Origin of the sequence: Flaviramulus multivorans (genome assembly GCF_021728415.1) — a bacterium.
Classification (GTDB): Bacteria; Bacteroidota; Bacteroidia; order Flavobacteriales; family Flavobacteriaceae; genus Sabulilitoribacter; species Sabulilitoribacter multivorans.
In genome coordinates, this window is sequence record NZ_JAKKDV010000001.1 from 883,987 (window position 1) to 899,810 (window position 15,824).

The window sequence follows — 15,824 nt, forward strand, 5'->3', positions numbered from 1 at the left end:
CAATTGTTAAATTTCTTAACAATTGAGTAATATTCAATGTATAATTATACGTATTTTTGCTGGGACTAATTTCAAAAATTAAATAATTAATCTTTCAAAAATTATGAGAAAAATTACTCAAAATTTATTGATGACTGTAGCCTTTTTATTTACTACAGCATTAATAGCTCAAAGCACAGTTACTGGTACAGTTGTGGAAGCAGGAACAAATATTCCATTACCAGGTGCTAACGTTGTTGAAAAGGGAACATCAAACGGAGTTGTTTCAGACTTTGATGGAAACTTTACAATAACGACAAAATCTTCATCCGGAGAAATAGTTGTTTCTTACATTGGTTATACATCTAAAACAGTACCGTTTTCTGGAAATGCAACTTTAGGAAGCATTACTTTAGAATCAAGTCAAGTGGGCTTAGAAGAAGTTCAAATTATTGCATCGGTTGCAGTTGACAGAAAAACACCGGTTGCAGTGTCAACTATTAAATCTGCAGATATTGAATTAAAGCTAGGAACCCAAGAGTTTCCGGAAATTTTAAAATCTACGCCAGGGGTATATGCTACCAAAGCAGGTGGAGGTTATGGTGACGGTAGAATTAACCTTAGAGGATTTAATTCTGAAAACGTTGCGGTTATGATTAATGGTATTCCTGTAAACGACATGGAAAATGGTCGAGTATTCTGGTCTAACTGGGCTGGTTTAGGCGATGTAACAAGTCAAATGCAAGTACAAAGAGGTTTAGGAGCTGCTAAAATTGCAGTACCTTCTATTGGTGGTACAATAAATATTGTTACAAAAACAACTGACGTAGAAGAAGGAGGAAATGTAATAACTTCAATTGGTAATGATGGCTATTTTAAATATGGTTTAACATACTCAACTGGATTAATGGACAACGGTTTTGCTGCAACAGTTTCAGCAGCTAAAACAGAAGGAGACGGTTATGTTGATGGTACAGAGTTTTCAGGAGTATCTTATTTCGTAAATATTTCGAAGGAAATTAACGATGCTCATAAGTTGTCATTTTCTGCCTTTGGTGCAAAACAGCGTCATGGACAAAGACAAAACAGACAGTTAATAGAAACATTCAGAAGAGCTGAAAGAGGTAGAAAATTTAATGCAGATTGGGGATATAAAAACGGACAAGTAACGTTTCAAGAAGACAATTTTTATAATAAACCACAAATGTCCTTAAACCATTATTGGAATTTAAGTGATAATACATCTATTAATACCTCTGCTTATGCATCTTTCGGATCTGGTGGTGGTGGTGGTACCGCTGGTGATTTTAAGTTTGGATTTGATGCCACGACAGGTCAAGGTGATTACAGAATTGGAGCTTTTGGACCAATAGATTTTGATAAAATAGTAGATGACAATGTTGCCGCTGGTGCAAATGGCGCTGAAACGTATTTAAGAGCTTCGCGTAATGACCATAACTGGTATGGTGTTCTTTCAACATTAAAGACAAATTTATCTGACGATTTAGTGTTGTTAACAGGATTAGATTACAGAAACTATAAGGGAATACATTTCTCTGAAGTAACCGATTTATTAGGTGCACAATATGCCTTAGATAATGGGAATGTTAACAACCCAAATGCAGCGCTTCAAGTGGGCGATAAGAGAGACTATTTTAATGATGGTTTAGTAGGTTGGTTAGGTGCATTTGGACAGTTAGAATATGATGTAAATGAAAATTTCAATACATTCATATCGTTAGCAGCATCTAATACTTCTTATAAAAGAGTTGACTATTTTAACTATTTAGATAGTGATCCTTTACAAGAAACCGATCGATATAACTTCTTTGGGTTTAGTGCTAAAGGTGGTGCGAATTATAGAATTGATGGGAATCATAATGTGTTTGCAAACCTTGGATATTTTGAAAAGGCTCCAGGTTTTGATTCTGTGTTTTTGAACTTTAGCAATGATAATATAAATGCTGATGCACCAAATCAAAAAATATCAAGTTTTGAATTGGGGTATGGTTTTAGAGGAGAAAAATTATCTGCAAATTTAAACTTATATAGTACTAGATGGAATGATAGAACAGAAACTGCAACGTTTCAACAACCTGACGGGACTAGAGCTGCAGCAAATATTTTAGGGGTTAATGCAATTCATCAAGGGGTTGAGTTAGATTTTGTTTATAGGGCTACGGATAAGTTGAGTTTAACCGGTATGGCGTCAATTGGAGATTGGAGATGGGATAGTAATGTAACAGATGTTGATATACTTGACGAAGACCAAAATGTTGTAGAAACAGTTGATTTATATATAAAAGATTTACATGTTGCTGATGCTGCACAAACAACTATGGCATTAGGGGTTAACTATAGATTTTCTCCAGAAACAAGATTAATTATTGATTATAATTATTACGATAATATTTATGCAGATTTCGACCCTAGTGATCGTGGTACTGAAGGAGCACCTGATGCTTGGGAAATGCCAGCTTATGGACTTTTTGATATAGCGATGACACATGGTTTTAAATTTGGACCGTTTGATGCTAGTTTAACAGCTAGAATGAATAACGTGTTTGATACTGAATATATATCAGATGCCCAAGATGGAAGTGGTTCGGTAGCTGAAACTGCTCTTGTTTATTTTGGTTACGGAAGAACCTTTAGTATTGGAGCAAAACTTAATTTTTAAAAAATTGTAACATGAAATATATATATTTTTACTTATTAATTCTAGGAGTAGCCTTAACAAGCTGTAATCCTATGGAAGACATTTATAATGATATAGATGCAAAAGAAAACCCAATTGTTGGGGAAGCTACTTACGTTTTAACTAGCGAAGATTACGATGACTTAGGGTTAACTTTTGGGAACTTTAGCTCTGAAGATGATGCCAAGGCGTTATTGCCAGACTTTTTAAGCGATTTATACCCTTCATGGGGTAAAGGATCTGCTGTAACTGTAGGATACAAACTATTTATAGGAAACGCAGAAGGCGTTAGCGATTATTCTGGAGCAGATGTTTATCAGCTTACAAATGCAGATTACGCTTCAACAGGAAGTGATGCTTTTGGTTTTTACCCAAATGTAGATGCCACGGATGAAATACCTGGTGTTTTAGCAACTCAAATAGCGGGTGCCGCGGATGGAGATATTGTATTAGCTAGATATGCGCAGTATTTTGACAATCCAGTTGTGGGGTTAGCTAATTTAGTAGAATACAACTTTGCAGGTAGTTTGGCAGGCTGGACTGCGGTAGAAACATCTCCTGCAACAGGGGGTAATGATGTTTGGACTTCGCAATCTGGTTATGTTCAAGGAAATGGTTTCTTTGGAGGTGCAGTAGCCAATGAAGAATGGTTAGTTTCTCCAAGTATTGATTTAAGCGGAGAATCAAATCTTAAGTTACAAATAACGCAAGAAATAGATTTCCTATCTGTACCTGATCAAATTGATATCATGGTTTCTACAGACTACGCTGGAGACCTTTCTACGGCAACATGGACAGCATTAAGTTTTGATAAAACAGCTTTTGGAAGTATGACAGCATCTCCAGATTATGATTTTTCAGCTTATGATGGGCAGACAATTAATATTGCTTTCAAATATGTGTCTTCTGATACGGACGCGGGACGTTGGAGAGTCGCTAATTTAGCTATAAAAGTTTTAGGTGCCACAGGAGACACTAATAAAAAAGGTGAGTTTTTTATGTACGATGGTACTGAATGGGAAGAAGTAGACGGCGTTTATTTTTTAAGCTCTGCTGATTTTGATTCAATGGGTGAAGGATCAGGACAACCAGGTCGCTTTAATAACTTTGGTAGTTCTACACCTGCAGAAGATTATTTACCAACATTTTTAAGTATTACGGCGCCTTATGCTTATGCTCAGGAAGAAGATGAAGTTATTATGGTATACGATTATTTTTCTAGCTCAAGCGGAGCTCAAATTAGAGGTAATCGTTATACAGTAATTGACGGAAAATGGACACCTCATACCTCTGTTATTAGTACGTCGCTGCAATTTGGACATGACGGTAATTCTTGGGTTCCAGATAATACAATAAGATATATGTTAACAGGTGCTGATATTACATTTATTTCTAATGCATTTAGTAGTATATATCCAGGACCTGCTGATAACGTTGGTTTCTTTGGTAGTTTTGATAGAAGATCATCAAGTAGTAACTTCTGGAGCGATGCGATGTTGCTTGAAGCATTTAACGCGCTGTTAGAAAATGGAAATTTTGTAACTGCTGAAGGTCAAAAATATCTTTTAACGTATGTTATATACAATGGTTCTACCACTAACGAATCAAAAAGCGTTATAAAAACAGGTGGTGAATGGGTTTATCAATAGAAACCTAAAGATTATTCAGTAAAGATTAAAAACCGCTTTAATTTAAAGCGGTTTTTAATCTTTAATAAAATAGCATAAATGAACAAATACAAAATTTTAATTTTATTCAGTTTACTACTTATTAATTGCAGTAACCCTGATGATAATAGAGCACCTGCAAAGGAAGAAGAACCAGCACAAATTAACTTTAACCTGCCTTCTAGCGTGCAAAGTTATTATAGTGATATAACGTTTTTTGAAGATGCTGATTTATTGTTTAATGAATTAGAAGCTCATGTAACTTTAAATCATACTACAATCCTATCTTACGGACAAAGACACCAATATTTGTATAATGCGGATGCCGACTTAAATAACACAGACAATGTTACTTTAATGTATTCTGGAGAAAGCAGATATTGGCGAGAATACACTTCTAGTTCAAACAATTATACACCCCAAACATTTAACACCGAACATATTTTTCCTCAATCAATGCTAAGTGCTGAAGATGCGGTAACCGATTTGCATCATTTACGAGTTTGTGATGATGATGTTAATAGCAATAGAAGTAATTACCCTTTTTTAGATGGAAGCGGAACGTATAAACTTGATGGAACTCGGTGGTACCCAGGAGATGAATGGCGAGGAGACGTTGCTAGAATGGTGATGTATTTAAATATTAGATATGGAGAAAATTTTAATAAGGTTGGAGGTATATCGTTGTTTTTGAAATGGAACATTGAAGACCCAGTTTCTGCATTTGAAGTGCAAAGAAATGAAGTTATTTATGCTGCACAAGGTAATAGAAATCCGTTTATTGATAATCCGTATTTAGCAACATTAATTTGGGGCGGAAGTGCTGATGCTGAAAATAAATGGTAATTGTAAATATTTAAAACCGCTTCAAAAACAAGCGGTTTTTTTCTACGTTTTAATTATTACATTTGTTGTCTAAACTTTTAAATATTTAATTTATGTACGATGTTTTATTAAAGTTGCACTCATATTGGGCATATTTAGTGCTTTTAGTTTTAATTATTGCAGCCGTAAGTGCAATCATAAAAACTGTTGGCGATAAAGAATATGAAGCAAATGATTTTAGAAAAGCATTATTCACTTTAATAGTATCACATATTCAATTACTTATTGGATTGGTTTTATACTTTGTATCACCAAGATTAAAAATGTTTAGTGAATTGGGGATGGGAGAGATTATGAAAGACTCTGTAAATAGATTATACTTAGTAGAGCATCCATTAATTAACATAATAGCTGTTGCTTTGATTACAATAGGTTATTCAAAGCATAAAAAGAAATTAACGTCTAAGGCTAAATTAAAGACTATAGCAATTTTTTACACTTTAGGATTGTTGTTGTTTTTATCGAGAATTCCTTGGAATGCTTGGTTAGATTAACATTAATTAACCTCTTTTATCACATACACATAGACGGGAAAGTGGTCGCTAAAACCATCGCTAAATCCACCGTTCGACCAACTTCTAAAGGGGTAACCTTTATATTGCCCTTTTTTTGTGATTAGGTAATTTTCATTAAAAATCCCAGCTTTATAAAACCTAAAAGAAGAATAGTCGTTTTCAAGCAAAGGCTTCGTTATTAAAATTTGATCAAATAAACTCCATGCATCTCTATACGCGGTAGTACCTAAGCCATTTTTAAATAAATCTTCATAAGGATTATAAATGCCTTTTAAGCCTACTTTTTTTCTATTTTTTTGTGCTTTTAGTTCATCTTTTACACTAGAGTTTGTAGGGTCGTCATTTAAATCACCCATGATAAATACTTTAGCGTATGGATCTATAACTTGAAGAGAATCTACAATACGTTTGGTTAATTTTGCAGCAGCAACTCGTTTAGGTCTGCTTCTAGCCTCTCCACCACTTCTTGATGGCCAGTGGTTTACAACGAGGTGTATAAAATCGTCTTCCAAATTTCCACTTACTAATAATTGGTCTCTGGTATAAACGCGTTTTCTCGATAAATCATCAAAAATTTTAAGTTCGTGGCTACTCGTAGAAATAGGGGTAAACAGCTTTTTTTGATAAAGTAAAGCGACATCGATACCACGAGCATCAGGTGAATGATAATGTACAATACCGTAGTCTTTATCTATTAATAAAGAATCGTTCACTAGGTCTTCCAAAACTTCTCTATTTTCAACTTCCGAAACACCAATAATTGCTGGGGTATTATTGGTTACATCATGCCCAATATCAGCAATAACACGAGCCATATTTTTAATCTTCTTTTTGTACGCTTCTTCTTTGTTAGTATTTAACTCCATGATGGGGCTTGCTTCATCAAACTTCGTTGGGTCATCTAAAGGGTCAAATAAGTTTTCTAAATTATAAAAGGCAATGGTATGTATTTTATAGGTTTTCTTTTCTTGAGCTGAAACGTTTAAAAACGTACAGATTAAAAAGGTTAGAACGCACAATCTTAATTTTTCCATTATTGATATATTAAGTTTTCGATATTTTGATTACAAAATTTAAGCCAAAAGTAAATATTTCTTATAAATACTGTAAGTTTGTAAATATTAAATAATTATTTTACAAAGCTAAGTATGAAAAAAAGATTACTCATTTTTTTGTTTGGTTTTTTTTCTTTTTTCACAACTTTTTCACAAACTATTATCAAAGGAAGTGTAAAAGATGCGGTTTCATTTGAGCCTATTTCAAGTGTTACTATTACTATTGAAAAAACGGAAGAAACAACTCAAACGGATGCTCTGGGAGAGTTTATATTCTCATCAAGAATTCCTTTGGGAGAACAAGTTTTAAGAATTTCTAAAAGTGGATATATTACTAAAAGATATCCCATTGTTGTTAACGAAAATAAAGTGGTAAATATTACCGATATGACTTTAGATAGAGACCTATCTTCAAGTCAAGATTTATTTACCATTACACTTTCTGATGATGAACTTAATGATGACACAAGTGGAGCTGATAACATATCAGGATTGCTTTCGTCTTCATTGGATGTTTTTCAAAGAACAGCAGCCTTTGAATTTAGTTCATCTTTTTTTCGGGTCAGAGGATTAGATTCCGAAAATGGTTCGGTTTTGATAAATGGAATAGAAATGAACAAGCTATACAACGGCAGACCACAATGGAGTAATTGGGGTGGTTTAAATGACGTAATGAGAAACCAAGAACTAACAGCGGGGTTAACACCGTCAAGTTATAATTTTGGAGGAATTTTAGGAACAACCAATATTAATGTTAGAGCAGCCGAGGCAAGACCAGGTTCTCGTATAACGTATTCATCTTCTGATAGAAGCTACACCAACCGATTAATGGCAACGTACGCATCGGGGTTGTTAAAAAACAATTGGGCATTTACAGTATCGTTAGCCAGACGTTGGGGAAATGAAGGTTTTCAAGATGCTACATTATACGATTCCAACTCTATTTTTGCTTCTATTGAGAAAAAAATTAATGATAAACATAGTATTAATTTTGTTTCTATATATGCTCCTAATCGTCGTGGAAAGTCTTCCCCTAACACACAAGAAGTTTATGATTTAAAAGGCATCAAGTATAATGAATATTGGGGCTGGCAAGATGGCGAAAAACGAAATTCGCGTATTAAAGAAGTAGAAGAACCTATTTTAATGCTAAATCATTATTGGGATATATCAAGTAAAACAACACTTAATACAAATATTGGCTATCAATTTGGTAAATTAGGAAATAGTCGTTTGGATAATAATGGAACCGACTTGGTAAATGGTTTTCCTGAAGGTGGAGGCGCTAACCCAAGTCCGGCATATTATCAAAAGTTACCAAGTTATGCACTAAGAAATTTTCCTGAAAGCCCTGAAATTGCTTATGGTTTACAACAACAGTTTTTAGATGATGGGCAAATTGATTGGAACAGCTTATACCAAGCCAATATATCAAATGCTCAAAATGGTGGAAACGCCATTTATGCACTTTATGAAGATAGAGTAGACGATAAACAACTTACAGCAAACACTATTTTAAGTTCTGAACTTTCAGAAAATATTATTTTAAATGCTTCCGTTAATTACAAATCATTAAAATCTGAAAATTTTGCGCTTGTTAAAGATTTATTAGGTGCAAATTCGTATTTAGATATTGACGGTTTTGCGACAGATATTGACGAAGCTCAAAATGATTTAAGAAATCCAAATAGAATTGTTACTGAAGGCGACAGGTTTAAATATAATTATAATCTTTTGGCAAATATAGTTAGTGGATATGCACAAGCGCAATTCAAGTACAATAAAGTAGACTTTTATCTTTCAGGAAGTATTACAAATACGCAGTATCAAAGAGAAGGCTTATACCAAAACGGTGGTTTTGCCGATAATTCTTTCGGGAAAGGTGAAAAATTAACTTTTACAGGTATTGGTGCCAAAGGAGGGCTTACCTATAAAATTACTGGTAAACATTTATTAGATATTAACGGTGGATATATTACTAGGGCACCTTCCTTACGTAACACCTATTCCAACTCAAGAGAGAATCATAATATTGTTCCAGATATTACAGAAGAGAAAATAACCTCAGCGGATGCTAGTTATATTTTTAGATCACCAATAATTAAAGCGAAATTAACGGGGTATTATACCAAAATTGAAGATGCTAGTGAGATTTCGTTTTTCTTTGCTGATGGAATTGGTGGTGATAATACAGCATTTGTTCAAGAGATTTTACAAGGAATTGATAAATTACACATAGGAGGTGAGTTAGGAATTGAAGCTCAGGTAACTCCTACCATTAAATTAAAGGGTGTAGCGTCTGTGGGTCAATTCACCTATGATAATAATCCTAATTTAATTTTAACTACTGAGGCAGATGATGAGTCTATTGCTGCAGGATTTGTTAATGGACGTAAAGACTTTGGTCAATCTAATTTAAAGGATTACAAATTAGCAGCAGGACCTCATAGAGCGTATTCAGTAGGTTTCGAGTACAGAGACCCAGATTATTGGTGGTTTGGTGCTACAGCTAACTTTTTTACAAACACATATATAGATGTTAGCCCATTAACACGATCATCAAACTTTACAACCGATTTTGACGGCAACACCTTTAACGATTATGATGAAGATTTAGCCAGAGAATTATTAAAACAAGAGAAGTTTGATGATTATATGGTTATAAACCTAGTTGGCGGTAAATCTTGGCGAATTGGTGATAAATACATTGGCTTCTTTGCAAGTATCAATAATTTATTTGACGAAGTTTATAAATCAGGAGGATTTGAACAAGGTAGAAACGCCAACTATAGACAGTTAAGAGACGATCAAGCTTTAGATACACCTGTTTTTGGTTCTAAATATTGGTACGGACGTGGAACAACCTATTTTGTTAATGTATACCTAAGATTCTAAGTCATGAAAAAGAAAAATATAATATCAAAAAATAAAAGCATTATGAGTAATTCAAATAAATTTCTAACGTTTTTAAGTGTTTTAACACTTACTGTTTTATTAGCATCATGTGTGAATGATGATGATTATAATTTGCCAGATCTAACAATTAACGAACCGATGATTCCTTCAGATAAGACGACTACTTTTGAAGCGGTAAAATCTCGTTTAGAGCAAGCTCAAGCAGATGGCGATGATACTGCAATAATAGGTTTAGACGAAGAGTTATACATTGAAGGATATGTAATTTCTAGCGACAGATCTGGAAACTTTTTTGAAGAATTAATTATTCAAAATAAGGCAGATGATAGTGATCCAGCCTCAGACCCTAGACTAGGTTTTAGAGTTGATATAAATGTTGCTAGTTTGAGTGATACTTATGAATTTGGACGTAAAGTATACATTAAATTAAGTGGATTAACCATAGGAGAATCTAATGGAGTTATGGTAATTGGCAAAGGTGAAGGTAGTGATGTTGAACAAATTCAAGCGTATGAGTATAAAGATTTTATTATGAGAAGTAATGAAGTTGTTACTATTACGCCTAAAGTTATTTCAATCTCAGGTTTATCAGAAGCTGACGAAAATACCTTTATTCAATTAAGTAATGTACAAATAAACAGAAACGAATTGAACAAGACATTTGCAGGAGAACAAGACGATGAGTTTGATGGTTTTAGAACTATTGAAAGTTGTGAAGAAAGTTCTACAATAACTTTACAAACCAGTACTTTTGCCGATTTTAAATCGCTGCAAGTGCCTCAATTAAAAGGTTCTATAAAAGGTATTTTTAGTAGAGATTTTAGAGACGATTTTAATGTTTTGATAATTAATAGTACTTCTGACATTATTTTTGATAATAATGATAGATGTGATCCAATAGAGTTAAGCTGTGGTATTGCAACTACACAAGGAACTAATAATTTATTTTCAGATAATTTTGAAACTCAGCTACCAAACTCACTTATATCTGGTAATGGATGGACGAACTTTATAGAATCTGGAACAGAAGGTTGGGAAGCTTATACTTCTGGTGGATCAAATTCATCTTTAGGAATTTCAGCAAGAGTAGGCTCTTTCCGTTCGAATGATGTGTCAACAATATCTTGGTTAATAACCCCAGCAATAAATTTAGATACTCAAGATAATGAGACATTAGTTTTTAAAACGTCTAATAGTTTTTCTGATGGCAGTAATATGGAATTATTATTCTCAACAGATTGGGATGGAACAGAATCGGGAATAACTACCGCTACTTGGGGTGTTTTAACTGATGCTTACATCACACAAGATAGTGATAGTTTTAGTAGCTGGTTTGATTCTGGCATTGTAGATTTATCTTGTGCATCAGGAACTATGTATATAGCGTTTAAATATACGGGAAGTGGAGAGGTTGATTTTGATGGAACCTATGAATTAGATGATATAAGTATAGACTTTTAGATATTTTGTAATTAAAAAAAGCTTGTTTTAAACAGGCTTTTTTTATTTCTTAAAAATAGCATATATAGGAAAATGGTCACTATATCCGCCTTTGTATTTTTTACCCACATAAGTTCTAAACGGAGATCCTTTGTATGGCCCATTAAAAAGTTTTAAAAAATCCTCATCAAAAATATCAGCTTTATAAAACTCGAATTTCTTATCAGAACTGGCAAAAAAGTTAGGAGTGAAAAATATCTGATCGAACAAACTCCATTTTCGGTTGTGGTAGACAGTTCCTCTACTAAATGAGCGTAAAGTTTCCATGGGATTAAAGAGCTTATTGTTTTCAACAAGATGTTTAATGCTATTATTATCAGGTTCATCATTAAAATCTCCAATGATAACTATTTTAGCATTTTCATTTTCTAATCGCAGTTTTATAATAATATCGTTAACCTTATTTGATGAGGCTATGCGTTTATATTCTGTTTCCTGCACACCTTCTCGTCTTGACGACCAATGATTAGCTATAATATGTATCAGTTCTCCATCTAGTAAACCAGAAACCAATAATATATCGCGTGTGTAATCGAGGAGACCATCTTCATCAAACAATTCAATCGAGAATGTTTCTGAATGTAATACCTGAAAGACCAATGCATCGTAAATAATGCCTACATCTATTCCACGTTCGTCTGGAGAGTCATAGTGGATATAATTATAATTACAGTCTTCTAAATGTTTCGAAGCAATTAAATCTTCAATAACTTTAGCATTTTCAATTTCGGCTAAACCAACAACAGCTGGATGTTTTCCAGTTTCTTTTCTCCCAATGTTAGAAATGGCAAACCCTAATTTTCTAAGCTTATTTTCATAACGTTTAGGAGTCCAGTTTTTAACTGAACCTGGTAAAAAATCGTTGTCATTTGTGTGAAAGTCGTCCTCTAAATCAAATAGGTTTTCAAGATTATAAAATGCAATAGTTTGCATATTATGGTGCACTTCAAAATCTTCTGTAAAATCCGTCATAAATCAAAATTAGCTTTAAAAATATAAAAATTAAAATGGTTACAATTGTGTAACTTTGTACATTATTTATTGGTATGATTGAAAAGAAAGATATTGCATTAGAAAAAGCAGTTTTAATTGGTGTTATAACAAAGCAACAAGACGAAGATAAATCTAAAGAATATCTAGATGAATTGGAGTTTTTAACCTTTACAGCAGGCGGTTATGCGGTAAAACGGTTTACGCAGAAAATGGAAAAACCAGACCCTAGAACTTTTATAGGGACTGGTAAAATGGAAGAAGTGCGCCAATATATTGAAGATAATGAGATTGGTACAGCTATTTTTGATGATGAGTTATCTGCAGCACAAGAACGTAATATCAGTAAAATTCTAAACGTAAAAGTCTTAGACAGAACGAATTTAATACTTGATATTTTTGCACAACGTGCACAAACAAGTTACGCTCGCACTCAAGTGGAGCTAGCGCAATGCGAATACCTTTTACCACGACTGCGAGGAATGTGGACTCACCTTGAGCGACAAAAAGGTGGTATTGGAATGAGAGGACCGGGAGAAACCGAAATTGAAACGGATAGACGTATTGTACGCGATAAAATCTCACTTTTAAAAGCACGTATAAAAACCATCGATAAGCAAATGGCTGTTCAACGTGGTAACCGTGGCGCTATGGTTAGAGTGGCTTTGGTAGGGTACACTAATGTTGGGAAATCAACGTTAATGAATGTTATTAGTAAAAGCGAAGTTTTTGCCGAAAATAAATTATTTGCAACCTTAGATACTACGGTTAGAAAAGTGGTTATTCAAAATTTGCCCTTTTTATTAAGTGATACCGTTGGGTTTATTCGTAAACTCCCAACCCAATTGGTAGAAAGTTTTAAAAGCACTTTGGATGAAGTAAGAGAAGCTGATTTGTTGCTTCATGTAGTAGATATATCGCATCCAAACTTTGAAGAACATATTGAGTCTGTAAATAAAATTTTAGGTGAAATAAAAAGTAGTGATAAGCCAACTATAATGGTTTTTAATAAAATTGATGCTTACGAACCAGAACCTTTGGATGAAGACGATTTAGAAACCGAAAGAACTGAAAGACACTACACGTTACAAGAGTGGAAAAGTACATGGATGAGTAAGGTTGGTAACAATGCTTTGTTTATTTCTGCGTTAAATAAGAAGAACTTAGAGGACTTTAAAAAGCGTGTTTACGATGAGGTAAGAGATATTCATGTAACACGTTTTCCATATAATCATTTTCTATATCCTGACTATAACGAATTTGATGTAAAAGAATAGAAAAGCAAATCAATGAGCCAAATAAAAGAGAGGATTTCATTACTTCTAAAAAGAAAATGGGTTAAATGGCTTTTGATATTTGGAGGCTCCGTTATAGCCTTTTTTTCAATTATTTATATTAGTGTTTTTTTAGGGTTATTTGGGAAATTACCAACCACAGAAGATATTAGCTCCATTAAACAAGATGAAGCTACTCAGGTTTTAGACACTAACGGGAAATTAATAGGCAAATACTACATTTACGACCGACAACCTTTAGAGTTTGAAGACTTTCCAAAACACTTAACTGACGCATTAATAGCAACAGAAGATGCTCGTTTTTATGAACATGATGGTATAGATAATGTCAGTTTAATTCGAGTATTTTTAAAAAATATTATACTGCAAGATAAATCTGCTGGAGGCGGAAGTACTATTACGCTTCAACTCGCTAAAAATTTATATGGCAGAAAAAAGCATGTAATGTCTAGCATGCTAATTAATAAGTTCAAAGAATCTATTATTGCCAAACGTATTGAAGAAATCTATTCAAAAAAAGAGATTGTTACGTTATACTTAAATACGGTACCATTTTCAGATAACACGTATGGTATTGAAAGTGCATCCCGAAAGTTTTTCAATAAATCAGCTTCTACTTTATCATATTCTGAAGCTGCGACTTTGGTAGGCACCTTAAAAGCCACTAGTTTTTATAACCCTAGGTTACATCTTAAAAAAAGTCAAATACGGAGAAATGTGGTATTTCAACAAATGTTAAAATACGATTATATCACGCAAGAATTGGCAGATTCCCTAACAAAACAAGATGTTACGTTAAACTACAAATCATTTAATCACGACTTAGGTTTAGCGCCTTATTTTAGAGCGGAAGTAAAAAAGCAATTATCCACCATTTTAGATACCTTAAAAAGAGCTGATGGCGAACGCTACGATTTATATCGCGACGGATTAGTTGTTCACACAACTTTAGATTCCACAATGCAGGTATTGGCTGAGGAATCAATGAAAGAACATCTAAAAAGTTTGCAAATTACTCATGAAAAGTCTTTTGGTAAATCTGCACCATGGAAAACTAATAAGCGTGTTATTGAAGCAGCCATAAAAACCCTATCTAGGTATAAATCATATAAGAAAGAAGGATTCACCGATAAGCAGATTTTAGATTCGTTATCAAAAAAACGCCCTATGGAATTGTTTGAATGGAGCGGAGACACCATACAAAACATATCAGTTATAGATAGCTTGAAGCATCACTTAAAATTTTTAAATACGGGCATGTTATCTATTGAACCAACTACTGGCGCTATAAAGGCCTATATTGGAGGCATTGACTATAGGTATTTTAAGTATGACCATGTTTCACAAAGCGAACGACAAGTAGGTTCTACATTTAAACCCTTAGTTTATACAGCAGCTATTGAAAATGGCATGAAGCCATGTACTTACTTTTCTTTGGCGGAAGTAACTTATACGAATTTTGATGATTGGACACCTTCAAATTCAGGGTCAGAAGAAGAAGACCCTCATCTTAATTATAATTTAGAGAAGGCATTAAGCAATTCAATAAATACAATTGCTGTTAAGGTTTTAAATGAAGTAGGCATAGATAAGGTTATAGATCAGGCACATAAAATGGGGATTACTAAAGAATTACCTAATCAACCTTCTTTAGCATTGGGTGTTGCTGAAATTAACTTAAAAGAACTTACGGGAGTTTATGCGAGCTATGTTAACCAAAGCAAACATGTAAAACCATATGCAATCACCAAAATTGAAGACAAGGATGGTAATATAATCGCTACGTTTAAACCAGAAGTTGCTAAAGATAAAGCCTACAGTGATTTTACAAGACAAACACTATTAGAGATCATGCAATCTACAGTAAATTCTGGGACAGCATCTAGAATAAGAACAACTTACGGACTAAAAAATGCTATTGCGGGAAAAACAGGAACTACCCAAAATAATAAGGATGGCTGGTTTGCAGCCATAACGCCTAAACTGGTTACTGTTACTTGGGTTGGAAATGATAATCATAGTATTGGTTTTAACTCTACAGCTATTGGTCAAGGGGCAAATTCTGCGCTTCCTATTTTTGCTAAATTTTATCAAAAAATGAATGGAGATTCACGTTTTAATGAAATTACCAAAAGTAGTTTTGAAAACCCTTCTCAAGAAGTTATTGATGCCTTAGATTGCAATCCTGAAAAGAGAGATGGTTTTTTTAAAAGGCTTTTTGGCGGTAAAAATCCTAAGAAAAAGTTTAAAGGCAATTGATGTTTATATTGTTAAACAAAAAAGCGTTTCAAATTTGAAACACTTTTTTCTTATTATATTTAATT

Annotated in this window: 10 protein-coding genes; 8 read left to right on the top strand and 2 right to left on the bottom strand. The window is 33.6% G+C overall.

Annotated features, from left to right (window positions below; translation table 11 throughout):
• The first annotated feature begins 103 nt into the window (after positions 1-103).
• From L3X39_RS03925 to L3X39_RS03940, 4 genes are all read left to right on the top strand, one after another.
• The gene (locus L3X39_RS03925) at positions 104-2,659 is read left to right on the top strand and encodes a TonB-dependent receptor (protein ID WP_237230440.1); all 2,556 of its coding nucleotides are present in this window, start codon (positions 104-106) and stop codon (positions 2,657-2,659) included.
• A gap of 11 nt (positions 2,660-2,670) precedes the next feature.
• Positions 2,671-4,326: a choice-of-anchor J domain-containing protein gene (locus L3X39_RS03930; protein ID WP_237230441.1), complete on the top strand. Its 1,656-nt coding sequence runs from the start codon at positions 2,671-2,673 to the stop codon at positions 4,324-4,326.
• A 78-nt stretch (positions 4,327-4,404) separates the two neighbouring features.
• Positions 4,405-5,190 (top strand): endonuclease I family protein, encoded by a 786-nt coding sequence (locus tag L3X39_RS03935; RefSeq protein WP_237230442.1) that lies wholly within the window; start codon positions 4,405-4,407, stop codon positions 5,188-5,190.
• Between the two features lie 92 nt (positions 5,191-5,282).
• Positions 5,283-5,723, top strand: a complete 441-nt coding sequence (locus L3X39_RS03940) for a hypothetical protein (RefSeq protein WP_237230443.1) — start codon at positions 5,283-5,285, stop codon at positions 5,721-5,723.
• Between the two features lie 2 nt (positions 5,724-5,725).
• On the opposite strand, the gene L3X39_RS03945 is transcribed toward L3X39_RS03940, so the two are convergent.
• Complete coding sequence (locus tag L3X39_RS03945; protein WP_237230444.1) at positions 5,726-6,778, bottom strand: endonuclease/exonuclease/phosphatase family protein; 1,053 nt, start codon at positions 6,776-6,778, stop codon at positions 5,726-5,728.
• A gap of 114 nt (positions 6,779-6,892) precedes the next feature.
• Between L3X39_RS03945 and L3X39_RS03950 the strand changes: the two genes are divergently transcribed.
• Positions 6,893-9,694 carry a TonB-dependent receptor gene (locus L3X39_RS03950; protein WP_237230445.1) on the top strand — a complete coding sequence of 934 codons (2,802 nt, stop codon included), beginning with the start codon at positions 6,893-6,895 and terminating at the stop codon, positions 9,692-9,694.
• 42 nt (positions 9,695-9,736) lie between these two features.
• Positions 9,737-11,176 (top strand): DUF5689 domain-containing protein, encoded by a 1,440-nt coding sequence (locus L3X39_RS03955; protein WP_237230446.1) that lies wholly within the window; start codon positions 9,737-9,739, stop codon positions 11,174-11,176.
• 42 nt (positions 11,177-11,218) lie between these two features.
• Here the strand turns inward: L3X39_RS03955 and L3X39_RS03960 are convergent, their stop codons facing one another.
• Positions 11,219-12,187: an endonuclease/exonuclease/phosphatase family protein gene (locus L3X39_RS03960; RefSeq protein WP_237230447.1), complete on the bottom strand. Its 969-nt coding sequence runs from the start codon at positions 12,185-12,187 to the stop codon at positions 11,219-11,221.
• A 74-nt stretch (positions 12,188-12,261) separates the two neighbouring features.
• Here L3X39_RS03960 and hflX point away from each other — a divergent pair, with 74 nt between their 5' ends.
• Both hflX and L3X39_RS03970 read left to right on the top strand, forming a co-directional pair.
• Positions 12,262-13,482: a GTPase HflX gene (hflX, locus tag L3X39_RS03965; RefSeq protein ID WP_237230448.1), complete on the top strand. Its 1,221-nt coding sequence runs from the start codon at positions 12,262-12,264 to the stop codon at positions 13,480-13,482.
• Between the two features lie 12 nt (positions 13,483-13,494).
• Entirely contained in the window at positions 13,495-15,759 is a 2,265-nt protein-coding gene (locus L3X39_RS03970; protein WP_237230449.1) for a transglycosylase domain-containing protein, read from the top strand.
• Positions 15,760-15,824 lie beyond the last annotated feature (65 nt).